This is a genomic window from Paenibacillus sp. CF095 (assembly GCF_900101225.1).
Classification (GTDB): Bacteria; Bacillota; Bacilli; order Paenibacillales; family Paenibacillaceae; genus Paenibacillus.
In genome coordinates this window covers 3,544,201-3,567,896 of the sequence record NZ_FMZN01000001.1, presented here as the reverse complement: position 1 = coordinate 3,567,896, position 23,696 = coordinate 3,544,201, and the positions used below count along the sequence as shown (strand labels likewise).

The window sequence follows — 23,696 nt, the reverse complement described above, 5'->3', positions numbered from 1 at the left end:
GGAGATTAGACAGATGGCTACAGCGTTTTTGAGCAATGGCTCAGACATGCTGATGATGAAGAAGGCGGGTAGCAGACTATTTGATTTTGAATTTTGGGGTAGCATTGGCGGGCATCTGGAACAAGGGGAACTGAACATACCCATGAGCGCCAGCTATCGGGAGATTGAAGAAGAGACCGGGTTCACGCAAGAGGATGTCGAACACTTTCGGCTTCGATATATTCTGTTGGAGGTTAACGGTGGTGAGATATGGCAGCAGTTTGTATATTTCGGAGAGACCACGCATCGACATTTTGTGCCCTCGGATGAAGGCGAGTTATTCTGGATACCATTGGATGAGGTGTTGGACTTACATTCGTCTATTCTGATCAAAGCAACGCTTAGGCACTATTTACAACATCCGGGAGCAGAAGATATATGGATTGGCAACGTTCAGAGCGGAACAGACCTAAAGGGTACTCCACAGGTAATATGGAACAGAATGCAAGAAACGATATCATTTGAGCCAAAGGGGGTTATCAATAATGTTGAATTATAGAATGGAAAGAAAAAAATGGAGATGGATAAATTACCTGCTGATCACTGTACTGATTGCTATCATTCTTCCGAGTAGTCATGTAGAGGCAGGCATCACGATTACAGTGAAAACGAAGGTCCAATATTACAAAGGACAGCCATACATACATCTAACAGGTGGAAATAAATCTGTGACGGATAAGCTGAACAAGACATTTAAACTTCACGCAGTGAAAGCAGCTCGCCTGGACAAAGAAGAAAAGAAATTAAACAAAAATTATTTCTACATTACCATGGCCAGTGTAAAATACAATGCAAAAGAAAAGTTATCTGTGGTATATGAAGATCATGTGTACACTGGCGGAGCACATGGAATGGATGCGACAAAATCATATAACTATGATTTAAGAACGGGGAAAGAACTGAAGCTAAGTGAGTATGTTAAAGATGATACTCAGATGGAGAAGGTAGAGAAATCAATTTCAAACAGTCTATTAGCCATGTATAATGCAGGAGATTCTATTTTTGAAGAAAATATATATGATTTTGAGCTTGATCAAACATCTGAATTCTTTTTATATGATAAAGGGATCGTCATCCGATTCTATCCTTATGAGGTTGCACCCTACGCTAAAGGGTTTGTTGATATCAAAGTCCCGTACAGTAAATTCAACCAATAGATCGTATGCAATAAAAGACATGATCCAGTTCGATGAGGTCATGTCTTTTTCTATATACAATCATTAAAATATTTTAAATAATTCTAATAACTGCGGCTCTATGTGTCTACATACCGTGTAATAGCTCAACCCATTCCAAGATGCAGGTTTTGTTATGAAACGTATTGCAAACATGTTTCAGGCCGACCGTAGCAGCGTGCACATGCTGCGGCAGCCTGAACGGACGCACCGGTATAACTTTGCATAGGGCAGAGGCGGTAGTTATGGGTTATTGGAAGAAGATGATTTCATCAGACTATGCTGTAATAATTCGATCTTTTGTTTTTCTGTTCCGATGTTCTATAGCTTCCTCATAATCCCCGATCAGTGTGTCAAAAATGTGCTCCCACGACCGTTGCTCAGCCAGCTTTCTGCCTTCCAGTCCCATCATCCGCAATTGGTTCCCGTGATTTCCCCAGAGACATATCTCCCGAATCAGTGCATCAGCCTGACCTGGCTCGAATAATACACCATTACGGTGGTGGGATACCAGATCCTTTACACCTCCGGCATTGGCCGCCACCACAGGAAGTCCGGAAGCCATCGCTTCCAGCACTACATTGCCAAATGTCTCCGTAGAGGAAGGAAACACAAACAGATCTGCCGAAGCATACATAACAGCAAGTTCTTCGCCATGCATATATCCTGTAAAGGTGACATTGGGTGGGGATTGCAGACGCATTTTGGGAAGAGATGGGCCGTCGCCAACGATAATCCAGTGTACACGGGACTGCATTTCCTGGGGCAACAGCTGCATGGTAGTTGTGAGCGTAGCGATGTCTTTTTCCGGGGCAATGCGACCAACGTAGAGTAGAATAAGGGGAGCGGTGATGTGGTATCGTTCACGGATATCCGAGCTGCGTTTATCAGGGGAGTACAGGTTACAATCAATCCCGCGAGACCAAAGTTTCAGACGCTGAATGCCTTGGGTTTGCAGGGTGTTTAACGTTTCCTGCGATGGAGTTAGGGTTGCATCACAGGCGCGGTGGAACCATTGGATATATTTCCAGTAGAGAGGAATCATACTTTTCAACCGGTAATATTCGAGATAACGATCGAAGTGGGTATGGTAGGAGACAACATGCGGAAGATGATGTTTAAGCGCATACCTCAGACCAAGCAGCCCCATATTAAAAGGTGTGGCGATATGCAGCAGATCGGGTTGAAAGGTTTGTAGCTGCTTGTGCGTGTCTGCTCTGTTGGGTAGAGCAATGCGGCATTCGGGATACAGAAAAAAAGGGATATTGGCAACCGATCTGACTTGAGTCTCATGGCTTCCTTCAATGACGGAGTTCGGAGTAAACAGCAGATGTTCAATTCTTCTGCGGTTCAGATGGTTACTTAAGCGGTGGAGCGTGCCAGCAACACCATTGGTTTCCGGAAGATAGGTGTCTGTGAACAAGACTAGGCGCATCATTACCCCTCCCAAGACTCGTGATGCCAAGATCATAACAGCGGAACATTTTCCAGAGGTCAAGTGCACGTTAACTTGACGATATTCCCTGTAAAATGACTTCGGTACGAACATGTAAACTTCCATAAGTTCAACTTGTATAGCGTATTCTGCTATGATGTAATAACGTGTCGGCGTATATATAGATAGAGATACAGGAGGCAGAGAAAGATGAACAAGTTACAAGAAGAATTGCAGGAGTTGTTACCACTCGATCAGCTTGAAGAGATGTCAGGTGAAGAAGTGGTGGGGAGTGTTGCCATGGACCTTTACCGGGCTGAATTTGCGACAATTCGAGAAAGTGGGCAGGAACTTCCGCAAGTATTGCGAGATATCATTCTGATCACCGATCTCGATACCGAGCTGTCCATGAACGGGATGACCGGTTTCCTTGAGAATGCCAGCGGGCAGTACCTGGGTGAGACGATAACAGCTATGGAGCGGATCGGCAATGATGCAGATGCCGTGATCTTGAAGAAGATAGAGCAGATGTTGTCCGAAAGCGGCGTAACGCACGGGCAATTACGAGATAATGTGAATGGGCTGTCCGAGAACGACATCACGACAAGCCTGCAAACACACGGGGAACAGATTCATGAGGTATTACAGCAGATTGAACTGGAAGCCGCGAATTTGAGCATGCAATCGGATAACGAAGAAAGCTTCGACTTGCTGTATCAGTATGTGGATGAAAATAAAGATCGTCTAAAACAGGAGATGCAGCACATCTTGTCCAATTAAATGGAAAGAGACTTCGTATAAAGCAATCCTTCACAACCATAATTGAGGAGGTAAATGACAAGCATGAACAAACGATTAGCAATGGAATCCGTTCTGGTTACCCTGTTATTCATCATCGGTTTTGCAGCTTGGAATGTCGTCCAAGGTATGATCATGACTATGAATTACGTACCTGATCTGACAAACACCGCTACCTACGGTAACCCATTACAATCCAAAGTTGCTTTTGGAACTATTGTTCGGTGGGATACAACATCCATGATCATGGCTGTTGCCGGATTCGTTTTGCTCGCCGCAGCATATTACGGGCTTCGATCAGGAATGCAGCGTTGGACACAGCGTTCTTGAAGTATTGTCCATATAGGACCTGTTCCTTACGCTGCTTTCGCAGCACATGAATTAAAACTCAATGACACGGCCCTGAGTCTATTAGACTCAGGGTTTTTGCTATGGCTAATGTTTTTCCGCTTCGAAGGGGAAATTTTCTAGATCCAAGGTCCAGGCAGAATCCGTTACAATGATCTTGTAAGCGCTTATTGTTTTGGATAGAGAGAGGAGGAGAGACAGAGATCATGATTACAACCAATCAGATTTATCTCGATCAGACATGGCATAGCAAAGAGGACGTATTTAATTTTATATCTGCGGAGGCAGAGCGTTACGGCATCACTACAAACCGTGCGCAACTTGCGGCTGATCTGTGGGAACGCGAACGTGTCTACTCCACCGGACTTCAGGATCACTTTGCGATTCCCCATACCCAGAGTGAAGTTGTAACACGTCCGGCAGTGATGGTCATTCGATTACGGGAGCCCATAGATTGGGAATCTCATGACGGCAAGCCGGTAAAATATATTTTTGCCATCCTTGTGCCTAAAGGTCATGTAGACGTATCCCATCTGCAAATCATCTCTTCACTTGCGACCTTATTGCTGGAAGATTCATTCAAAGAGGCCATCGCAGAAGCGGTGCAGCCGGAAGATGTATATACGTTGCTTCATCAATATACGGAAGGACTGGTGTCATAATGAAAATCGTAGGTGTAACGTCATGTATTGCAGGTCTCGCTCATACTCCGATGGCGGCCAAAGCATTGGAGAAAGCAGCTCAGCAACTGGGATATGAGATTAAAGTGGAACAGCAGGGAGCCATGGGGCAAGTCAACAAGCTGACGGAAGAAGATATTGCTGCAGCGAATTTTGTCCTGATTGCAGCGGATCAAACGGTGAAGGACATGGATCGGTTTGGCGATAAAAAAGTCGTACGTGTCAAAATTGGTCATGCCGTAAGTCAGGCAGAAGCGGTATTAAGCAAAGCCGTCGAGGCTGTGAACGCACAAGCTTAACCCCACCTTCCACATGAGGAGAGAGTACGATGAGAAAATGGTTTGGTGAAGCAAAAACACATCTAATGACAGGTATCTCCTATCTGCTGCCGGTCATTATCGCGGGTTCCCTGGTCGTTGCCATCTGTAAAATTATCGCACTAACGATGGGCATTACTGATCTTGATCCGTACAAAGATGGAAGCGGATTCTTGCATATTTTATATCTCGTGCAAAATGTAGGGTGGAGCGGCATCGGACTATTAACGATTGTCCTGTCCGGTTACATCGCGTACTCCATTGCCGACAAACCTGCGCTGGCCGCAGGTCTGATCGGTGGGGTGCTGGCACAGCAGACTAACGCCGGTTTCCTCGGCGCGTTGATCTCCGGTTTTTTTGCCGGATACATCACCTTGTGGGTTAAAAACAAAGTTAAGATTACAGGTCCGGCCGCTGGCTCGGTACCGTTAATCATTTTGCCGCTGATTACCGTAGGTTTAACCGGATTTTTGATGGCAGTCATTCTGGGTGGCCCACTGGGCGCACTGAATGAATATCTCATTGCTTGGGTTCAAAATATGAGCCAGAGCGGAACAAATACCGTTCTACTTGCGATTATTCTGGGAGCGATGATCGGATTTGATCTCGGCGGACCCGTCAACAAAGCGGCATGGATGGCAGGCAATGCCCTGTTCCTGTCTGGTGTCTATCTGCCGAATATTTTCATTAACATTGCCATCTGCATTCCACCACTTGGTTATGGCTTAGCAACATTGCTGATGAAGAAACGTTTTTCCAAAACCTATCAGGAAGCGGGCAAAGGTGCAGTGATTATGGGTGTGATCGGTATCACGGAAGGTGCAATTCCGTTCACACTGCGTAATCCTGCAAAGATGATTCTCGTCAACATGTTTGCCTGTGCAACGGGTGCTGCTCTGACTGCATTGTTGGGAGCACATATCATCATGCCACCAATCGGCGGCTTATATGGAGCTGTGTCAGTAGGTACCCCAATCGCGTACCTTGCCGGAGGAATAGTCGGCGCATTGATCGTGGCGGGGGGCACCATGCTGGTGAACTTCCGTGATGAAGAAGAGAAACAGCCTGCGAAGACTCAGGAAGCTTCGGTGAAGAAAAACGGGGAAGAAATCGAACTCGTTTTTGACTAAAAAAAGCATCTGGAGGGATATAGAGATATGAGTGAGAGCAATCGTACCAAAGTACATGTGATTCCACATACACACTGGGACCGGGAATGGTATTTTACGACCTCCCGTTCCAAAGTGTATCTCGTCAAACACGTCAAGGAAGTATTGAATGCACTGGAGAATATCGAAGGATTTCATTATTACCTGCTGGATGCACAGGGCTCGCTGCTGGATGATTACATCCGCTGGTGTCCAGAAGATGAGGAACGGATCCGCCAACTGGTTTCAGCCAAACGACTGATGACGGGACCCTGGTATACCCAGACGGATCAATTGGTGATTTCCAGTGAATCCATGGTCCGAAACCTGTATTATGGTATGAAAACAGCACAAAAGTACGGACATGCGATGAAGGTCGGTTATGTCCCGGATGCGTTTGGACAATCGGCACAGATGCCGCAGATCTATCGCGAGTTCGGCATTGAACGTTTCCTGTTCTGGAGAGGCGTATCAGATAATACGAATCCACATACCGAGTTTACGTGGGAAGGATCGGATGGCAGTCGTGTATTTGCTGTACAGATGCCATTTGGGTATTACTACGGCGGTAACATTCCGGAAAATGAAGAAGATCTGATCCCTTATCTGGAGAAACAGATTGGTTCGCTTGAACGGAAAGCCTCCACCAGGCATATCTATTTCCCCAATGGGTTTGATCAAGCTCCTGTCCGGTTAAACCTGCCGGAATTGATTGAACGCTTCAATGCGCTGGATACAGAACGCGAATATGTGATGAATGAACCGGAACGTTTTCTGGCGGAGATCGAAGCGGATAGTCAGGATCTGCCTGTACTTCGGGGTGAATTGATGGAAGCCAAGCACATGCGGATTCACAAGTCCATTTTTTCCACCCGTGCGGATCTCAAGCAACAGAATAACCGGATTGAGAATCTGATTGCTAACACGCTAGAACCGGTACTTGCGATTAGCCATTCTCTCGGACATGATTACCCGCATCGCATTGTGGAGGACATCTGGAAGCTGTTGTTTGAGAATGCGGCACATGACAGCATCGGTGGCTGTAACAGCGATACAACGAATCAGGACGTTGCGTTCCGTTACAAACAGGCCTACGATATCGCACTTAATTTGCTTGACCTGCATATGCGGATGATTGCTTCAACGATTCAGCAGGAGGAGACATTTGCGTTCACCCTGTTCAACACGCTACCGTATGTGCGAGGCGGGGTTACCGAGATCGAAGCTTATATTCCTGAAGAATCCTTTGTGATTCGGGATACGAAGGGACGCGAGCTGGCCTACACCATTGTAGAAAAAGCAGATCAGACCGATTATGTGCTTGGACAACACATTGACCTGAATCCAAGTCGCAAAGTGCATCTGCCGGAACGCGTATATCGCGCGAAGCTGCTGGTTGAATTGCAAGAAGTCCCGGCAATGGGTTACACCCAGATTGTGTTTGATTTCAGTCAGGGAACTGCACCTGTCATGGAGCGGCGTAACGGGGAAACGATTGAAAATGAACATTTCACCATTGCACTACAAGCGAATGGCACCTTGCAAATTACAGACAAGCGATCAGGCCGAGTGTATGCAGATCAAATGGTCTTTGAAGATAATGGGGATGACGGAGATTCCTACAATTATTCTCCACCCGAGCGGGACCTGATTGTTTCTTCGGCAGGTAGCCAGATGAGTGCGACTACTACCCAAACGTCCGTATCTCAGACACTATCCCTGCGTTTCACGTTAGATGTGCCCTACGATCTGGAAGAGCGCGCCGCAGGCATCACGTCGGGAGCATTGCCAATGCAAGTGGAGATATCTCTTCGCAAAGGAGAGAATCTGATCCGTTTCCACGTTCAGGTGCAGAATGAAGTGTTCAGCCACCGTCTGCGTGTCCTTTTTGATACAGGAATTGCTTCCGCCCTATCCATTGCAGATCAGCCTTTCGGTGTGATTGCTCGTCCAACCTCATTGCCAGAAGTGGAGGTATGGGAGCGCGAACAATGGCAGGAGAAACCAATCACCATTGAAGCGATGCAGAGTTATGCCGGGTTGAACAACGGTTCGCATGGTATGGCTGTGATGACGGAAGGTGTACGTGAGTATGAGATTGTTGGTGAGCAAATGGATACCATTGCCCTGACCTTGTTCCGTACCTTCGGTTTCATGGGTAAGGAGAATCTGTTGTATCGTCCTGGCCGGGCTTCCGGTGAGAAAATTGTAGCAACACCGGACGCGCAATTGCTTGGCGAGCTCTCCTTTACCTTTGGCCTGCATATCCAGACTTCTGGATTCGACGAAGCAAATGTAGCTCGTGCTGCGCGTGAATATTTGACACCGATCAGCAGTTATCAGCTGTGCGACTTCTTGAACGGACGACTGATCTTTGCTTTCCGAGATGAGGAACGTGTGCTGGAACCCGACTACAGCTTGATGTCGTTCAGCGACGATTCCAACGTGGTGTTAAGCAGCTTCAAGAAAGCAGAGCAGAGTGAGGGTTACATTGTACGTGTCTTCAATCCATATTTGGCACAGTCTGCAAACGTGAACATACACTTTAATCAGCCTGTACATGCAGAGCGTGTATCTCTTGCTGAACAACCACTGGAACCTCAGCAGAGGTTAACCGATGGAGAAGAGTTTGTTCGTTTGCCGGAGCTTGCACATTGCAAATTGATGACTGTACTTGTATCGATATAAAGTGAGCTTTAGTTTGACACAATCCTGATCAGAAGGGAGGTCGGATATCGGTATGATTTTTCCAACAAAACGGTTGAAAAAGCTGTTCCAACTCATTCATGGTGAAGGACAGGAACAGGCTTGGACGAGCCAAGCACTTGCAGACAAGCTGGAGGTAACCGTGCGTACCATTCGGGATGATCTGAAAAAGTTGGATCATATCCTAGAGGGGCATGGCGGGAGCCTGGAGTCCAAGCGTGGACGGGGATATTCCATTCGTGTGCATGATGCAAAGCGGTATGATGAGCTGTTGGAGGAACGACAGGATGATCGGCAAACAGGTGCGCCCGTACCTGGGTCACCGGATGAGCGTATCCGTTATGAATTGTTCAAGCTGCTTGGTGAACCGGGTCATATCAAGATGGAAGACCTCGCTGATCAGCTGTTTATAAGCCGTGCGACGATGAACAATGACCTGAAGATTATTCGTCAGATTCTGGAGAACTATCAGCTTCAGCTTCAGATCAAGCCAGGACATGGTGTGAAGGTCGTCGGAGACGAGCAAAGGTTCCGTTATTGCCTTGCCGAGTACGCCGATGCGCGAGATGAAGAACTGGGTCTCGAAGGAATGACTGCTGCACAGGAACGTTTGTTGTATCCAATTGAACCCGCGCATATCCGCGAGATCGTTATTCGCCATGTAGGCCAACAGGATGTTCGTATTGCAGATGTGGCACTGAAAGATCTGATTACGCATCTGGCGGTTATGGTATTGCGTATTAAGCAGGGACATGAACTGAAGCAATTCGAGAAAGTGGAGGCGAATGCTCAGGATCAGCAACTTGCGCAGCAGATTATTCAGGATCTGGAGTCGTTATATTCCATTCATTGTCCAGTCGGAGAGCGAGATTATCTGTTGCTTCATATTATTAGCAAAAAAATGACCGCTACCGATTGGAATGGACTTCAAAGTGACCCGTTATATGTTGCTGTACAGCAGATGCTAGGACATATCTATGATCGCTACACCTATGATCTGCGGGATGATGACCGCTTGCCGAATGATCTGTATGCCCATCTGAAACCCATGATTACTCGCTTGGAACATGGCATGAACATGCGGAATCCGCTGCTGGGACATATACGTAAATATTATCCACTCGCCTATGAGATTACGATCAGTGCAGTGAAACAGCTACAGACATATGTACCTCATGAAATCAATGACAGCGAGATTGGTTACCTGGCTCTCCACATTGGGGCAGCATTGGAACGTAAATATCAGATTCCTCATCGCAAACGGAAATCCGTATTGCTGGTCTGTGGATCAGGATATGGCACAGCCCGTATTCTTGAATCCAGATTGCGTTCTTTATTTGCCGAGTTGGAGGTCTCTCGTGTAGTTTCACTACGGGAGTACGAGGAGATGGGGAGTGTGCCCGAAGACTTGGTCATTTCCACGATTCGCTTACGGGAGTCCAAAGGCAAACCTTCGGCTGTCATTGCTGCGATTCCATCGGAACGCGATATGGCAACGATTACTCATCTGGTGCGAACTAGTGATGAGCAGGAGGAAATGACGCTGCTGCGTTACTTTGATCCGGACTTGTTCATGTTTCGGTCTGATCAGCCTGACAAAATGACACTTATGGCTGAGATGAGCGGAGCACTGTTGGAGAAGGGAATCGTGACGGAGCAGTTCTGGCCCGGTGTGCAGGAACGGGAAAAGATGGCTTCAACGGCGCTTGGAAGAGGCATGGCGATTCCGCACCCCATGGAGCTGAGTTCAACCCGTACGACCGTATCGGTATGTCTGCTCGAGAAGCCGATTCCGTGGGATGAGGAGAATGAAGTACATGCTATATTTATGTTGTCCATCTGCAAAGAGGATTACGAACAGGCGATGGGTATCTATGACCTGTTTGTAGAGTTGATTCGGCAGGAGGAACAGCTGGAAAGCCTGCGATCCTGCGGCAGCTTCGATGCCTTTGCCCAACTTGTATGCGAAACGTTGAGTCTGAAAAGTACCGAAGTGTATTAATATATATTCACTTATGGATTATTACACGGACACTCCGAGTACAGAACAACTTTCCGATCGCTGTTATCCCTAGATTTTTTGATTGCTCATATTAAAAAGGGAAAAACCGTCCTTCATCAGATTTGTCTGATAGAGGACGGTTTTTATTCGTTAACACAAACTATAGATTAGATATGTTTGGAAATGATTTCTTCCAGTCCTTGAGCGACAGAATGCGCCCCTCGCGCCAGATGTCTTTCATACAGATGCAGGCGGACAAAGCTCTCATCCGTACCCATGGCTTCGGAGAATATTCCACTGAGCCCACGAGACCGGCGATCGATCTGTAATAGCAGCTCCAGCGAATCGCCCATCGGATAGAACAGCACTTCCAACTCATCCAGATGCCCACGGAATTTGTTTGTTGGTACAAATTCAAATTCCTGTACAAATGGCAGATTGCCGCCCAGCTTTGGTGCGTAGTCATTGGTTACTTCACGCAGTTTGAAACCAAGGATATCAATTGCATCGAGCACGGTGTTCATGTCTTTACTAGGAACAACATGCAGTCTGTCCCGGTCTGAGGGGTCTACAGCACTTGAAATATCGAGGCCCGTCTCTACCCACACCTCTGCACGATGCAGTGTTATCGGCAGATTTTCTGGCAGGTCAAATGAGAAGTCTTTCTCCAATTTGGCTCCGGGCTGTAATGTGAAACCTTCGGTGAGCAAATATTTGGCTATAACGGCTGTTTCTTTTACTTTGCGATCATCGCGCTCCCGTATGTAATGGGTTTTAATTGAAAGATAGATTCGATCTACATTCTGTTCCACATCTCCACCTTCAATGTACACAACCCCCGAGATGATTCCTCCAGGAGTGACCTCTGGTGTATGCAATTCCGTATTTACTTTGGCTGCTCCAACACCTACACTGGCTAACATTTTCTTGAAAAATGACATGCGCTCAACCTCCAGATCAGATGGTTTACTATTTGGGGATAAATACGACTTCGACCTTAATACGGAAACTGGAAGAGAAGCGTTTCAAATTTTAGCAAAGATATATCGCATATCCAAACAGGAGAATCGACTTACCTATGTCGAATGTTTAAATAAAGGAATTTTTTGTCAGGAGGCGTAGCCGAGTGAACATAGAATTTTCAGAACAGAAATATGGTGAAACGGGTGTCAAAACCAGCTTCGAGCAGATGGCGAACGGGGAACAGAAATATAAAATGATAGCAGAAGATGGCAGTTATTATTGTAGAACCGTTGCCTCTTCCCACGGAGCATGGCAAAACAGTCATGTACATATCAATCTAACGGAGTTTTATGTGGTGCAAACCGGATGGATTGCGTATGCCAGTTATGGAGACGATCAGATGTTTTCGATTCGAGTGATGCGTGCAGGAGAGCACATCATTGTCCAACCTGGAGTCCACCATAATATATACATGTCTGCACATAGCGCGATACATACCATTAAGCATGGATTGAACACCTCCAGTGATTGGATGGCATCACCTGAGTTGGATAGGTTAACTCAATCTTTAACAGAGAAGAAGCTACTCCAGAAGTATGATTAACCAGAGGGGAGGATCAGACAGATGCGTAAAAGTACAATATTTTGGATTACGGGAATAGCGATAATTCTCTTGGTGACTCTGCTCATATACAGCTATGTAATTCCAAGTGTGAGTGCACAGGATGTTGTGATGGCAGGCACAATCAGGCAGATTGATACGGATGCAGTTGAGATAGAGTTAGAAATAACGCGAAAAAGAGAAGATAAGGATCAACATATGGTGTATCCCGTTGTCCCAGGATGGGAAGGGGTCACATTTACTGAAGAACAAGATGATGCGTGGTACATGCCTTCGTCTGTCGGCAGCTCCTATTTTGATCAAGTCATTCTGGAAAAGTATCTGAAGGCGCAGGGGAAAACCATGAAATCAGCTGATAATCTGATAGGATTTGCGATACCTGATGAGATAGGGAGTTACAAGTTGCGGTTAACGCTCAGATCTTTGGATGGAACGACTCAGCCGCTTGAGAATCCCATGGTGTATTATGTTCACAACGAACATTTGTTAGGGAAGGATCTAAGTTGGGTTACGGGTGAGAATCTGGAGATCAATAAGGAGTAATCAGAATGATGAATGTATATGAATCGAATGAAATCACCGTACGTTTCTTGGACACAGAAGATGAACGACATCTGGTGAAGTGGCTGTCAGACCCGGAAGTTCTTCAATACTATGAAGGGCGTGATCGGCCGCATGATTTGGAGCAAGTGAGAGAACATTTTTACAATCAGAAAGATGATGCTACTCGTTGTATCGTTGAGTATGGAGGACATCCGATTGGATACATTCAGTTCTATGAGCTTGAGGAAGAAGAACGAACGGAGTATGGTTATGGAGATACGGATGAAATCATCTATGGAACGGATCAGTTTATTGGTGAGGTAGACTACTGGAATAAAGGCATTGGTACACAGTTGATGCAATCCATGCTGGCTTATCTGATTAATGAAAAACAAGCCCGTAAAGTGGTTATGGACCCTCAATCCTGGAACTTGCGAGCGATATCCTGTTACGAGAAATGTGGTTTCCAAAAGATTAAACTGTTGGAGAAACATGAGCAGCATGAAGGACAGATGAGAGACTGTTGGCTTATGGAATATGCTCCTTAGATAATGTTAAAAGTTATTTGAATCATAGAAACAAGGAGGAATAATGGATGGATGAAAGATTTCCGATAGGACCATTTGTACACACGGGTGAAGTTACTTTGGCACAACGGGAGAAGTGGATTCATGACATTGCTGAGTTGCCTGAACGTGCACGAGAAGCGGTAAAGGGATTGAGTGAAGATCAATTAAGTCTGCCTTATCGAGAAGGTGGATGGATGCTCAAACAGGTCATTCACCACATGGCAGACAGCCATATGAACAGTATGATTCGTTTCAAGTTGGCCCTGACAGAGGATACACCAACGATTCGGCCTTATTATGAAGAACGCTGGGCTGAATTGAGTGATTCAAGAGACTTGGATGTTGAATTCTCGCTTCAGATTCTGGATGCCCTCCATCGTCGTTGGGTGTTTCTGTTAAACGCGCTGACAGATGCAGATTATGCCAAACAATTTTATCATCCCTCATCGGAAGAAACGACAAGACTGGATTATAATCTGGGCATGTATGCTTGGCATGGCAAACACCATGTTGCTCACATCACATCGCTTCGGGAGAGACTGGGAATATAGCAAGGAGAAATATCTTTTTAAGGAGGATTCATCATTGAGTGTACATATCAGACTATTAAATGAGAGCGATCCTGTAATCATATCAAAGGCGTTTCAGGAGCAGGGTTGGGGGAGATTCGCTGAGCAGTATCTTCGTTACTTGGCTGAACAACAGAATGGGGAGCGCGTAACCTTGGTAGCCGAGTTAAATGGAGAATTTGCCGGATACGTGAATGTATTGTGGTATTCCAGCTACCCGTCTTTCAGGGAACAAGGCATTCCCGAAATTAACGATTTTAATGTGCTGATGAAGTTCCAGCGCCAAGGTATTGGTTCACGGTTGATGGACCGAGCAGAGGAAGTTATTCTGGAACGAACGGATGTAGCAGGCATTGGTGTAGGTGTGTTTTCCGATTATGGCAAAGCGCAAGTTCTATATGCCCATCGCGGGTACATACCAGACGGTCACGGTGTACACAAACATGATCATTACATTCAGCCGGGTGAAGAAACGATTATGGACGACGATGTTGTACTTTATCTTACGAAGAAGTTAAAAGACGCGCAATAATTTTCATCATATATATACAGTGATGAAAGATGTCATGTATACTAGTTGTTAAATATCTGTTGTGTGTGACTGGCGTAAACGTGGAGTGAACCACGAGGAAGCACATATATTATATGCCGTACGCCTGGGCAAAGTGTTTGATCTTTTGATCAAACACTTTATTTATTATTCAGGGAACGAAAGGACAGGTGGCGGCAGCAGGTTTCCTAAAAGGAAAAAGGGCTACTACCAACTCATCTGCTTATGATTTATTGAATCCTTATTGTGCAGAAGTAATTTCAGCGCGTGTAGTGCGTGATGGTAATACGGTAACTGGTGCGGGGGTTACGGCTTCTATTGACCTGGGACTATACTTGGTCGAAATGTTAACGTCTACGGAGATCGTCCTTCAAGTTCAGCAAAAACTAGAGTATCCATATTATGAAGCCGGTAACTTAAAAGATGTCTACATGCACACTAAGAGGTAGGGGATAAAAAGATGACTATTCGCCTTTTTCAAGCGATTGATCAGCCAGCAGTGCTGAAAATGATGACGGATCATGATTTTCAATTTCCTTCGTTTATACGCGATCAGTATCCTACGCGCTGGGATTCATTTTTAAAAATGACGGATGAACGTATCAGTGCTTATTATGTCATGGTTGACGAAGCAGATGTTGTCATAGGTCATGCTGGTTATATCTTTCAGCCTACTGTTAACCGGTATGAAATCGTTGGCGTTGTTACAAGCAAATCACACCTTCGACAGGGAGTAGCACGTACACTAATTACAAAAATATGTATAAATATAGCTGAATTTGGCTGTAGTGATGTCATGCTTTACACACTTGATCATGAAGAAAATGAAGCAGCGCTTGTATTTTATGAACGAATGAATTTTCAAAAGGAAAGTATCGATATGAATTATTATACCTCGGGGTTTCATAGACTTTCACTTGTTAAAACACTATAAGTAACTTCAAAAAACTAATTGTAGTGGAAGCATAAAAATTGTACTTCAGTTTAAGTTGCATGTACTTGCAAAGAAAGATGATAAAAAAGCTGTCCTGCATGTTATACTCTATTGGAATTTGAGGAATGATAAGCAGGATGTTGAGAGATTAGATGATCAGAGGAGTGATTGATCCATGTTTAGCAAAGTCGGCCAAATTATGTTGTATGTCAATAATCAAGATGAATCACTGGCTTTTTGGACCGAAGTCGCAGGATTCCACATTGTGGATGAAGTAAACCTTGACGAGGGCATGAGATGGATTGAGATCGCGCCTACTCCAGATTCGCAGACGAGTATTATTCTCCATGACAAAGAGTTCGTCGAACGGATGTCGGCGGGTGTAAACCTGGGAACACCTTCGTTAATGTTCTTCACTGAAAATCTGGATAAATTATATGCCGACTTGGCTGGTAAACATGTAACGGTTGGAGAGATTGTTGAGATGCCAACGGGGCGTGTTTTCAACTTTGCTGATAATGAAGGAAATTACTTTGCAGTCTTGGAACGGGCGAAGTAAGTTACAACTCAAAACCTCTACGATTGTAAGCGATCGACATTCATGTCGGTCGTTTTTTTGTTGGGAAAAAGCTTCTGTTTTTAAGTAGAAAAGCACAAGAAAAATAGAGAACTACTGGGTAAAAATGTTATAATAGAGTGTGGATAATTCATTGAAAATGACGAGGAATGGATAGTCGGAAATGAAGGTTTGGATGGAGCATTGAAGGAGGAATGTGGTTGTGGAAAAGACGATTAAAAGTGTACAGGATCTATATGATATGCTCGATGCGGACTTCAGATCTGCCAAGCAATTTTGGGAACCTTTCTATGAGGATCGGAACAGACCAATCCCCTTTTTCCCAAACAAACCGGATGAGAATCTGGTAGCACATGTGAACGAAGGTGAGCTAAGCGGTGGCAAGGCACTGGAACTGGGGTGTGGCCCGGGCAGAAATGCGCTGTATCTAACCCGCCAAGGATATCAGGTAGATGCTTATGATCTTTCCGAGACAGCGATTGCCTGGGCTAAAGAGAGGGCGGCAGAAGAGCAACTGGATGTGCACTTTGAATGTCGCTCTGTGTTCGAATTGTCCCCAGAGCAAGAATATGATCTTGTCTACGACTCGGGTTGTCTGCATCATCTGTTACCACATCAGCGCATTCCCTACATAGAGATGGTCCACAATGCACTCCGGCCTGGAGGATACTTTGGAATGACTTGTTTTGCTCCTGGTTTTGGCGATATTGGTGGACCTGAGATCGTTATGAATGATTGGCAGGTGTATCAAGAGAAATCGATGCGAGGTGGTCTTGCATTCACGGAGGAGAAGCTTCGCTACATGCTGGAAGATGGCTTTGAATGTGTGGAGTTCCGTGCAATGAAGGCGATGGAGCAGCATGAACCGTGTTTTGGTGTACCTTTTCTGTGGGCCACGTTGTGGAGAAAGAAAGATTCATAAGCTTATATGGGGATATGATCGATTGAAAATAGAGGAGGAGTGGTATCGAAATGGGAACAGAAACAGGAAGAAGACACTTTATCATTACAGGCACATCCAAAGGGATCGGTTTACAACTTGCAGAGTTATTATTGGCTAAGGGAGACTACGTTTACGGTATTTCACGCGGGGGTTCGGATCTGTTGGAATCAGGCGAGGAATGGAGCGGGCGTTACCGCCATGTTCAGTATGACCTTGCCGACCTGAATGGGATCGATGATTTGATTACACGTATATTGGACCAAATACCTTCTCAGGAAGCTGAATTGATTGGACTTATTAATAACGCAGCGATGTTGGAACCTCTAAGACCTATCGATCAGTGCAGTGCGGCAGAGATAAGTCAAAGTCTCAACATCAGCCTCGCAGCGCCAATGATATTAAGTTCATCTTTTATTCAACAAACGAATCACCTGTCCGCTAGGCGTAAAATTGTCAATCTCTCATCGGGTTCGGGAAGTTATCCCGCGCCTTCAATGGCAGTGTACTGTACATCCAAGGCAGGCTTGAACATGTTTACCCAATGCGTATCTTTGGAACAAACGGGCCAACAGAGCCCTGTTGAGATTATTGCTTTTGATCCGGGGATGGTTGATACGGAATTACAGGCTGTTGCACGAGGCAAAAGTACAGAGGAGTTCGCCCTTGCAGGTATGTTCAATCAAGTATATGAAGCAGGACAATTAAGATCGCCACGAGACGTAGCGATGCAGTTGATCGAGCGGATGGACGAAAACAGTGATGCAAGCCATGTTATACACACCATTGAGAGCTAATGTGATATATGTATTTCGGATCGTTTTCTTTACGAAGTAAGGATACCTTTTGATATAAGCCCAACTTCCCTGTACACTGATAACAGCGATCGGAGCAATGATTCGTAGTCGTAACGGTGACCCTGTAACAACGGAGTCTAATTACTTATTCAACCTTAGAAGATCAGAAACGTGGTGAAGTCTCTTGTTTAAAATTATGCTCATTGAAGACGACGAATCATTATTCAATGAAATCAAGGAACGTTTGTCCCAATGGTCGTATGATGTGTATGGTGTGCAGGATTTTGGAAAGGTATTGCAGGAATACAGCGTAATTCAGCCGCAACTGGTCATTATTGATATTCAGTTACCCCAATATGACGGGTTCCACTGGTGCCGGATAATTCGTTCGCACTCAAATGTGCCGATTATCTTTTTGTCCTCACGGGATCATCCTGCGGATATGGTTATGTCCATGCATTTGGGTGCAGATGATTTTATCCAGAAGCCTTTTCACTTCGATGTATTGATTGCCAAGATTCAAGCGACTTTGCGGAGGGTGTACAACTATAATACAGAGCATATTGAACTTCGAACCTGGCGTGGTGCTGCTATTGAATATGTGAAAAATACGTTGACCTGCGGGGATGAATCTGTTCTGTTAACCAAAAATGAGATGTTCATCCTTAAAGTGCTGGTCGAGCACAAAAATCAGATTGTTACCCGTGAGGACCTCATCCGGAGCTTGTGGGATCACGAGCATTTCGTGAGTGACAACACGCTAACGGTTAACGTTAATCGGTTACGGAAGAAGCTTGAACCCATCGGCTTGGAGCGGTACATTGAAACCAAAGTAGGGCAGGGGTACATGGCAACGGAAGAGGCAGAAGCATGATCGGAAAGTACATACGAGAAAGGGCTAGTTGGTTATGGCTACTGGTAAGCATGCAACTTATTATTTTACTGGTGGCCTACCTGGACTCGTCCATTCCATTCCAATCTGTGGTGTATATCGTAGGACTGAATGTGGTGGTATGTCTTGTTTTTATCTGGGCGAGATACCTGAAAGAGACCCGTTTCTATAAAAAATTGAGCACCTGGGATCATACCTATGATCTGAGAGAACTCGAGATCGCCGAAAGTCCATATGAGCAGATTGTACATGAGGCCGTCAGTTCCCAGACACAGCGGTATCGTAAGGAGTCGTCACATCATTTTATCGCTCTGGAACAGGAGAAGGACGAGATGTTGTCCTGGATTCATGAGGTGAAGACCCCGCTGACTGCGTTGCAACTGATGATCGAGCGCTTGCCAGATGACAAGCTACAGAGCCAAATGACATATGAATGGTTACGAATTCATCAGTTGCTGGATCAGCAGCTTCATCAGAAGCGTATTCCGTTCATGCATAATGATCTGTTCATCGAAGAGACGGAACTTGAACCGGTATTGAATAGCGAGATACGAGCACTGAAATCGTGGTGCATTTCCAAAGGCATTGGCTTTGATATGTCTTTAATGGTATCGCGCGTGCTCACAGACAGCAAATGGTTAGGCTTCATCCTCCGGCAGTTGTTGAGCAATGCGGTGAAATATAGCGATTCATCGGATATCCTCATTGAAAGTCGGGAACAGGATGGACACATCATACTCATGATTCAGGATCACGGGCGAGGGATTGAGACTCAAGATCTGCCGCGTATATTTGATAAAGGATTTACGTCCACCCGAGGCAGAATGGATGGGGCGGCTACCGGGATGGGACTATATTTGGTTCGTCAGGTTGTCCAGACGCTTCATATGAGCATTCATGTAGAGTCTTCTCTTGGTGAGGGCACAACCGTCACACTTACTTTTCCGCGAAAAAACGACATGGTGCATCTTGCAGGCGTGTGACAACAATGTCACATGCTTTTTGGTTTTGTTCGGTGAATCACACGATAACACTGCACATTCCGCCTATGATATAGACATGAGCATTTTGCAGAAGATCTAAGAGGAGTGAGTGGGATATGTGGATACTGGAAGCCAAAAAAATTCATAAAGTCTATGGGAATAAACTGAATAAACAGGAAGTGCTGAAGGGGATTGATCTTGGGGTAAGTAAGGGAGAGTTTGTTGGTATTATGGGGCCTTCGGGTTCGGGTAAAACAACGCTGCTTAATGTACTTTCCTCCATTGATCGGGTGAGTCAGGGCACGATTGATATTGAAGGCAAGGAATTCACCGGAATGAAGGAGAAACAGCTGGCTGAGTTCCGCAAACATCATCTGGGCTTTATTTTTCAGGAATACAATCTGCTGGATACCCTTACGGTGAAGGAAAATGTATTATTACCGCTCTCGATTACGAGCATTCCAAAGCAGGAGGCACACCGGAAGTTTGAACAGATCGCACGTGAACTGGGAATCTACGAATTGAAAGACAAGTATCCATCTGAGATTTCAGGGGGTCAGAAGCAGCGGACTTCGGCAGCACGAGCATTTGTCCACGAGCCGAGTATCATTTTTGCGGATGAGCCGACAGGGGCGCTGGATTCCAAGTCCGCTTCGGATCTGCTCGGCAAGTTAAGTGATATGAACAGCGCACGAAAGGCGACCATTATTATGGTTACCCATGATCCGGTTGCCGCAAGTTATTGCAGCAGAGTGATTTTTATTCGAGACGGTCAGATCTACACCCAGTTGAATAAAGGAGACGAGTCACGGCAATCGTTCTTCAACGATATTATCAAAACCCAGGGCGTATTGGGTGGTGTACAGCAATGAGCTTGAATTATATTATCTTCCGCAATCTCAGGAAAAATCTAAAGAATTATTATCTCTATGTATTTGCGCTTGTGTTCAGTGTGGCCTTGTATTTTTCCTTTGTGACGTTACAGTATGATCCTTCCATGGATGAGGTGGCTGCTTCAACGAAAGGTGCGGCGGCTATAGGCGCATCTTCGGTACTGTTAATCGTCATTGTCGGCATCTTTTTGCTCTATGCCAATACGATCTTTATCAAGCGGCGTAGCAAAGAAATTGGATTATTTCAATTGATCGGACTGACGAAAGGCAGAATTTTTGGTATTTTGAGTGCGGAGAACAGTATTCTTTATTTTGGCTCCATGGCCATTGGTGTGTTAATTGGGTTTCTTGCGTCCAAGCTTGTATTGATGATATTGTTCAAAATTCTCGGTGTGGACGCGATTACGAGATTGTATTTCTCTCCGATGGCACTGATGCAAACGGTGATTGTCTTTACGATTATGTATTTGCTCATCATGCTGATGAACTACACCTTTATCAAGAGACAGAGCATTCTCTCGCTCTTTCGGGTGTCTGCCACTTCGGAGCAGCAGGTGCAGAAGATGTCGTTTGGACAGATGATTATTGGCGTCTTGGGTATTGCCCTGATTGTGTATGGATACTTCATGTCTGCACGGTTGTTCAGCGGTGAGGCAATGGATATGCAGCAGTTGATGTATACAATGATCCTGATTCTGTTCTCGGTCATACTGGGGACATACCTGTTCTATAAGGGTTCGGTAAGTTTTATTTTTAATCTGATTCGCAAAAGTAAAAATGGCTACCTATCCATTCATGAGGTGTTGTCTTTATCTTCAATCATGTTTCGCATGAAATCTAATGCATTGCTGCTCACGATTATTACAACCGTGTCGGCGCTTGCTATTGGCATGTTGTCACTCAGTTACATTTCGTATTACTCGGCAGAGGCGCAGGCCAAGGAAAGTTTGCCGGAGGATTTTTCTTTTGCTCAGGTGGATGTAAAAAATCGCTTTGTAGCGGAGTTGGATAACAAACAGATTCCATATGAAGAGAATCACAGAGAGCCGATTTATATTGAAATTGATGCTCAAGAAGTGATGGATGAGTCGATGACGGAAAAATACCTGTTCAGTAGTGTGGTGAGTGACAACATGGTAGATAACATTGATTTGCAAGCGGGTGAAGTGGTCTTCATGGGATATGGAAATGCCATTCAGCAGTTAATTTCCATTCAGGAGAAAGGTCCAATCGTCTTGCACGGGTTGAAACATACGCTGGCACAACAACTGATCGGAACAACCAAACGTGGAGTCCTTCCCGCGTATTATACTGGGGGCACACCTGTAGCGGTGGTAGATGAGACGGTATATCAGCAACTGAGGCAGGATATCGATCCCAAGCTGCAAAAATCCGAGTGGGCTGACTACTATGGTGTACGTATTGTGAACGAGGGGCAGGCTGAAGAGGCATATGCCATATATAAGGAGCAGGAGTTGGAAGCCCCAAGCTTCTCCCAGATTGAGTTCAGAAATAACCAGCGTACAACGATGGGACTGATTATGTTTATTGTTGGTTTCCTGGGGCTGACGTTCTTAATCACATCGGGATGTATCCTGTACTTTAAACAAATGAATGAGAGTGAAGAGGAGAAGGGCAATTATACCATTCTGCGAAAACTCGGATTTACGCAAGGCAATCTGTTGCGTGGAATTCAGATCAAGCAGTTGTTTAACTTTGGTATTCCACTCATCGTGGGATTGAGCCATAGTTACTTTGCCGTGAAATCAGGTTGGTTCTTCTTTGGTTCGGAACTGGCGACACCTACGGTCATTGTCATGATAGTCTATACATTGTTATATTCGATTTTTGGTCTGTTGTCTGTGTGGTACTATAAACGGGTGATTAAGGAAGCTTTGTAGAATTGGGATCTGGAGTATGCTGATATAGCAAAATAGCTTGAGTAAAGGGCGGCTGTAATGATTACAGACTGCTCTTTTTTCTTTTTCTAAGTATAATGCCTCATGAAAAAAAAGGATGATAATGGAATTGGGTCGAAATGATGATAGAGTCCATGCTTTTGATTCATGTAAAACGGTGAAACGAGGGGAGCGGAGTAGCGTGCCTGGAGTTCTATATGCATCGAAGAAAGAGTTAAGTGAGACGATTCGACGCACCTATGAATTGTTTGAGGGTGAATTCAATGACATCCATAACAGCGACAAAGATAAGTGGGTTGAAGGTGTGGATAAGACGCCTGCCCAGATGATCGCCTATCAGCTGGGATGGATGAACCTGGTGATGGATTGGGAGAGAAATGAACAGTTGGGACATGAAAGTCATATGCCGGCACCAGGATATAAATGGAACCAATTGGGGGCGTTAAATGAATCATTTTACGAAAAATATTCAAGTTATACGCTGGAGGAGCTGCGCTCTTTGTTTCGGGAGACAGAACAAAAGTGGCAGAACTGGATTGACTCCCTTAGTGAAGAGGAGTTATTTGTACAGGGGATAAGACAGTGGACGGGTACCAAGCCTGGGTGGGCTATGGTGAAGTGGATCCAGATTAATTCGGTAGCTCCTTTTAAATCCTTTCGGACCCGGATACGTAAATGGAAAAAAGGTCAGTTAGCCAACATGGATGAGAGGAGTGGAGATATCTAATGAATCTGGCAAATAAAATCACGTTGGCTAGAATCGCGTTGATTCCATTGTTTATGATCTGTTTTCTCAATCAGCAAAGCGTGATGATTGCACTAATTATTTTTGCAGTAGCGGCAGGCACGGATAAACTGGATGGATACGTGGCAAGAAAATATAATCAAATTACGAATCTGGGCAAGTTGCTTGATCCACTAGCGGACAAACTGTTGATTGCAGCGGCGCTGATCATGATGGTTCAGGAGAATATGATCAGTTCATGGATTGCTGTAATCATTATAGGACGTGAAATTGTGATTACAGCTTTACGAATGGTAGCCACAGAGCAGGGCATTGCTCTTGCAGCGGATCGATATGGCAAGATCAAAATGGTACTTCAGGTGGCAGCCATCATTGCCATTTTGTTGAACAATGTTCCGTTTAGTTTGCTGACTGAGGTGCGGGTTGATGTAATTTTATTGTGGCTGGCGGCAGGAGTTACGCTGTTATCGGGATTGAATTATATTGTAGTAAACTATAAGTTGCTACAGACAGGAAGATAGAAAGCTTCGATTGGATCATGGCTTCACAACG

The 23,696-nt window shown here is 45.1% G+C and carries 27 protein-coding genes and 1 riboswitch; of the genes, 25 read left to right on the top strand and 2 right to left on the bottom strand.

The window, feature by feature from the left end; genetic code table 11:
- Nucleotides 1–13: 13 nt before the first annotated feature.
- Together BLS69_RS15580 and BLS69_RS15575 are read left to right on the top strand one after the other, a co-directional pair.
- Nucleotides 14–538, top strand: a complete 525-nt coding sequence (locus tag BLS69_RS15580; RefSeq protein ID WP_091033074.1) for an NUDIX domain-containing protein — start codon at nt 14–16, stop codon at nt 536–538.
- Nucleotides 525–1,196, top strand: a complete 672-nt coding sequence (locus BLS69_RS15575) for a DUF3298 and DUF4163 domain-containing protein (RefSeq protein ID WP_091033072.1) — start codon at nt 525–527, stop codon at nt 1,194–1,196. The genes BLS69_RS15580 and BLS69_RS15575 overlap by 14 nt, the downstream gene beginning before the upstream one ends.
- 295 nt (nt 1,197–1,491) lie before the next feature.
- On the opposite strand, the gene BLS69_RS15570 is transcribed toward BLS69_RS15575, so the two are convergent.
- Entirely contained in the window at nt 1,492–2,652 is a 1,161-nt protein-coding gene (locus BLS69_RS15570; RefSeq protein WP_256332311.1) for a glycosyltransferase family 4 protein, read from the bottom strand.
- 207 nt (nt 2,653–2,859) lie between these two features.
- On the opposite strand from BLS69_RS15570, the gene BLS69_RS15565 reads away from it, so the two are divergent.
- From BLS69_RS15565 to BLS69_RS15535, 7 genes are all read left to right on the top strand, one after another.
- On the top strand, nt 2,860–3,429 hold the full coding sequence (locus tag BLS69_RS15565) for a DMP19 family protein (protein WP_091033065.1): 570 nt from the start codon (nt 2,860–2,862) through the stop codon (nt 3,427–3,429).
- Nucleotides 3,430–3,492: 63 nt separating this feature from the next.
- Nucleotides 3,493–3,777: a hypothetical protein gene (locus tag BLS69_RS15560; protein WP_091033063.1), complete on the top strand. Its 285-nt coding sequence runs from the start codon at nt 3,493–3,495 to the stop codon at nt 3,775–3,777.
- A gap of 224 nt (nt 3,778–4,001) precedes the next feature.
- Complete coding sequence (locus tag BLS69_RS15555) at nt 4,002–4,457, top strand: PTS sugar transporter subunit IIA (protein ID WP_091033061.1); 456 nt, start codon at nt 4,002–4,004, stop codon at nt 4,455–4,457.
- A complete protein-coding gene (locus tag BLS69_RS15550) occupies nt 4,457–4,774 on the top strand; it encodes a PTS fructose transporter subunit IIB (RefSeq protein WP_091033059.1) in 318 nt (105 codons plus the stop codon). Before BLS69_RS15555 ends, BLS69_RS15550 begins: the two co-directional genes overlap by 1 nt.
- A 29-nt stretch (nt 4,775–4,803) precedes the next feature.
- Nucleotides 4,804–5,922 (top strand): PTS fructose transporter subunit IIC, encoded by a 1,119-nt coding sequence (locus BLS69_RS15545; RefSeq protein WP_091033056.1) that lies wholly within the window; start codon nt 4,804–4,806, stop codon nt 5,920–5,922.
- Between the two features lie 27 nt (nt 5,923–5,949).
- Complete coding sequence (gene mngB / locus BLS69_RS15540; protein ID WP_256332310.1) at nt 5,950–8,628, top strand: mannosylglycerate hydrolase; 2,679 nt, start codon at nt 5,950–5,952, stop codon at nt 8,626–8,628.
- Nucleotides 8,629–8,680: 52 nt separating this feature from the next.
- Entirely contained in the window at nt 8,681–10,648 is a 1,968-nt protein-coding gene (locus tag BLS69_RS15535) for a BglG family transcription antiterminator (RefSeq protein WP_091033051.1), read from the top strand.
- 167 nt (nt 10,649–10,815) lie between these two features.
- Here the strand turns inward: BLS69_RS15535 and BLS69_RS15530 are convergent, their stop codons facing one another.
- On the bottom strand, nt 10,816–11,589 hold the full coding sequence (locus BLS69_RS15530; RefSeq protein ID WP_091033048.1) for a sporulation protein: 774 nt from the start codon (nt 11,587–11,589) through the stop codon (nt 10,816–10,818).
- A gap of 185 nt (nt 11,590–11,774) precedes the next feature.
- Here BLS69_RS15530 and BLS69_RS15525 point away from each other — a divergent pair, with 185 nt between their 5' ends.
- The 16 genes from BLS69_RS15525 (at nt 11,775) to pgsA (ending at nt 23,665) form a co-directional block, all read left to right on the top strand.
- Nucleotides 11,775–12,215 (top strand): cupin domain-containing protein, encoded by a 441-nt coding sequence (locus tag BLS69_RS15525; protein WP_091033045.1) that lies wholly within the window; start codon nt 11,775–11,777, stop codon nt 12,213–12,215.
- Nucleotides 12,216–12,236: 21 nt separating this feature from the next.
- The gene (locus BLS69_RS15520) at nt 12,237–12,776 is read left to right on the top strand and encodes a hypothetical protein (RefSeq protein ID WP_091033043.1); all 540 of its coding nucleotides are present in this window, start codon (nt 12,237–12,239) and stop codon (nt 12,774–12,776) included.
- 8 nt (nt 12,777–12,784) lie between these two features.
- The gene (locus BLS69_RS15515) at nt 12,785–13,324 is read left to right on the top strand and encodes a GNAT family N-acetyltransferase (protein ID WP_091035065.1); all 540 of its coding nucleotides are present in this window, start codon (nt 12,785–12,787) and stop codon (nt 13,322–13,324) included.
- A gap of 47 nt (nt 13,325–13,371) precedes the next feature.
- The gene (locus BLS69_RS15510) at nt 13,372–13,896 is read left to right on the top strand and encodes a YfiT family bacillithiol transferase (protein WP_091033040.1); all 525 of its coding nucleotides are present in this window, start codon (nt 13,372–13,374) and stop codon (nt 13,894–13,896) included.
- Between the two features lie 34 nt (nt 13,897–13,930).
- Entirely contained in the window at nt 13,931–14,446 is a 516-nt protein-coding gene (locus BLS69_RS15505) for a GNAT family N-acetyltransferase (protein ID WP_091033036.1), read from the top strand.
- Between the two features lie 55 nt (nt 14,447–14,501).
- A riboswitch (ZMP/ZTP riboswitch) is annotated at nt 14,502–14,583 on the top strand.
- Nucleotides 14,584–14,634: 51 nt separating this feature from the next.
- Nucleotides 14,635–14,913: a DJ-1/PfpI family protein gene (locus BLS69_RS15500; protein WP_240767958.1), complete on the top strand. Its 279-nt coding sequence runs from the start codon at nt 14,635–14,637 to the stop codon at nt 14,911–14,913.
- A gap of 11 nt (nt 14,914–14,924) precedes the next feature.
- Entirely contained in the window at nt 14,925–15,398 is a 474-nt protein-coding gene (locus BLS69_RS15495; protein WP_091033030.1) for a GNAT family N-acetyltransferase, read from the top strand.
- Nucleotides 15,399–15,573: 175 nt separating this feature from the next.
- Nucleotides 15,574–15,957 carry a VOC family protein gene (locus BLS69_RS15490; RefSeq protein WP_091033028.1) on the top strand — a complete coding sequence of 128 codons (384 nt, stop codon included), beginning with the start codon at nt 15,574–15,576 and terminating at the stop codon, nt 15,955–15,957.
- A gap of 259 nt (nt 15,958–16,216) precedes the next feature.
- Nucleotides 16,217–16,897 (top strand): class I SAM-dependent methyltransferase, encoded by a 681-nt coding sequence (locus BLS69_RS15485; RefSeq protein ID WP_165980260.1) that lies wholly within the window; start codon nt 16,217–16,219, stop codon nt 16,895–16,897.
- Between the two features lie 50 nt (nt 16,898–16,947).
- A complete protein-coding gene (locus tag BLS69_RS15480; protein ID WP_091033023.1) occupies nt 16,948–17,712 on the top strand; it encodes an SDR family NAD(P)-dependent oxidoreductase in 765 nt (254 codons plus the stop codon).
- Between the two features lie 184 nt (nt 17,713–17,896).
- Nucleotides 17,897–18,586, top strand: coding sequence for a response regulator transcription factor (locus BLS69_RS15475; protein ID WP_091033021.1), 690 nt, complete (start codon nt 17,897–17,899; stop codon nt 18,584–18,586).
- The gene (locus tag BLS69_RS15470) at nt 18,583–19,587 is read left to right on the top strand and encodes a sensor histidine kinase (protein WP_091033019.1); all 1,005 of its coding nucleotides are present in this window, start codon (nt 18,583–18,585) and stop codon (nt 19,585–19,587) included. The genes BLS69_RS15475 and BLS69_RS15470 overlap by 4 nt, the downstream gene beginning before the upstream one ends.
- Before the next feature lie 116 nt (nt 19,588–19,703).
- On the top strand, nt 19,704–20,459 hold the full coding sequence (locus tag BLS69_RS15465; protein WP_036610294.1) for an ABC transporter ATP-binding protein: 756 nt from the start codon (nt 19,704–19,706) through the stop codon (nt 20,457–20,459).
- The gene (locus BLS69_RS15460) at nt 20,456–22,381 is read left to right on the top strand and encodes an ABC transporter permease (RefSeq protein WP_091033016.1); all 1,926 of its coding nucleotides are present in this window, start codon (nt 20,456–20,458) and stop codon (nt 22,379–22,381) included. Before BLS69_RS15465 ends, BLS69_RS15460 begins: the two co-directional genes overlap by 4 nt.
- Nucleotides 22,382–22,580: 199 nt before the next feature.
- Nucleotides 22,581–23,126 carry a ClbS/DfsB family four-helix bundle protein gene (locus BLS69_RS15455; RefSeq protein ID WP_091033013.1) on the top strand — a complete coding sequence of 182 codons (546 nt, stop codon included), beginning with the start codon at nt 22,581–22,583 and terminating at the stop codon, nt 23,124–23,126.
- On the top strand, nt 23,126–23,665 hold the full coding sequence (gene pgsA / locus BLS69_RS15450) for a CDP-diacylglycerol--glycerol-3-phosphate 3-phosphatidyltransferase (protein WP_091033012.1): 540 nt from the start codon (nt 23,126–23,128) through the stop codon (nt 23,663–23,665). The genes BLS69_RS15455 and pgsA overlap by 1 nt, the downstream gene beginning before the upstream one ends.
- The last annotated feature ends 31 nt before the right edge of the window (nt 23,666–23,696 follow it).

Excerpts from the sequence above, each read along its gene's own strand:
- BLS69_RS15575 (WP_091033072.1), top strand. The coding sequence starts at position 525 with ATGTTGAATTATAGAATGGAAAGAAAAAAATGGAGATGGATAAATTAC.
- BLS69_RS15460 (WP_091033016.1), top strand. The coding sequence starts at position 20,456 with ATGAGCTTGAATTATATTATCTTCCGCAATCTCAGGAAAAATCTAAAG.
- BLS69_RS15495 (WP_091033030.1), top strand. The coding sequence starts at position 14,925 with ATGACTATTCGCCTTTTTCAAGCGATTGATCAGCCAGCAGTGCTGAAA.
- BLS69_RS15485 (WP_165980260.1), top strand. The coding sequence starts at position 16,217 with ATGCTCGATGCGGACTTCAGATCTGCCAAGCAATTTTGGGAACCTTTC.
- BLS69_RS15535 (WP_091033051.1), top strand. The coding sequence starts at position 8,681 with ATGATTTTTCCAACAAAACGGTTGAAAAAGCTGTTCCAACTCATTCAT.
- pgsA (WP_091033012.1), top strand. The coding sequence starts at position 23,126 with ATGAATCTGGCAAATAAAATCACGTTGGCTAGAATCGCGTTGATTCCA.
- BLS69_RS15480 (WP_091033023.1), top strand. The coding sequence starts at position 16,948 with ATGGGAACAGAAACAGGAAGAAGACACTTTATCATTACAGGCACATCC.
- BLS69_RS15565 (WP_091033065.1), top strand. The coding sequence starts at position 2,860 with ATGAACAAGTTACAAGAAGAATTGCAGGAGTTGTTACCACTCGATCAG.
- BLS69_RS15530 (WP_091033048.1), bottom strand. The coding sequence starts at position 11,589 with ATGTCATTTTTCAAGAAAATGTTAGCCAGTGTAGGTGTTGGAGCAGCC.
- BLS69_RS15560 (WP_091033063.1), top strand. The coding sequence starts at position 3,493 with ATGAACAAACGATTAGCAATGGAATCCGTTCTGGTTACCCTGTTATTC.
- BLS69_RS15555 (WP_091033061.1), top strand. The coding sequence starts at position 4,002 with ATGATTACAACCAATCAGATTTATCTCGATCAGACATGGCATAGCAAA.
- mngB (WP_256332310.1), top strand. The coding sequence starts at position 5,950 with ATGAGTGAGAGCAATCGTACCAAAGTACATGTGATTCCACATACACAC.
- BLS69_RS15545 (WP_091033056.1), top strand. The coding sequence starts at position 4,804 with ATGAGAAAATGGTTTGGTGAAGCAAAAACACATCTAATGACAGGTATC.
- BLS69_RS15570 (WP_256332311.1), bottom strand. The coding sequence starts at position 2,652 with ATGATGCGCCTAGTCTTGTTCACAGACACCTATCTTCCGGAAACCAAT.
- BLS69_RS15470 (WP_091033019.1), top strand. The coding sequence starts at position 18,583 with ATGATCGGAAAGTACATACGAGAAAGGGCTAGTTGGTTATGGCTACTG.
- BLS69_RS15520 (WP_091033043.1), top strand. The coding sequence starts at position 12,237 with ATGCGTAAAAGTACAATATTTTGGATTACGGGAATAGCGATAATTCTC.
- BLS69_RS15465 (WP_036610294.1), top strand. The coding sequence starts at position 19,704 with ATGTGGATACTGGAAGCCAAAAAAATTCATAAAGTCTATGGGAATAAA.
- BLS69_RS15490 (WP_091033028.1), top strand. The coding sequence starts at position 15,574 with ATGTTTAGCAAAGTCGGCCAAATTATGTTGTATGTCAATAATCAAGAT.
- BLS69_RS15510 (WP_091033040.1), top strand. The coding sequence starts at position 13,372 with ATGGATGAAAGATTTCCGATAGGACCATTTGTACACACGGGTGAAGTT.
- BLS69_RS15515 (WP_091035065.1), top strand. The coding sequence starts at position 12,785 with ATGAATGTATATGAATCGAATGAAATCACCGTACGTTTCTTGGACACA.
- BLS69_RS15580 (WP_091033074.1), top strand. The coding sequence starts at position 14 with ATGGCTACAGCGTTTTTGAGCAATGGCTCAGACATGCTGATGATGAAG.
- BLS69_RS15550 (WP_091033059.1), top strand. The coding sequence starts at position 4,457 with ATGAAAATCGTAGGTGTAACGTCATGTATTGCAGGTCTCGCTCATACT.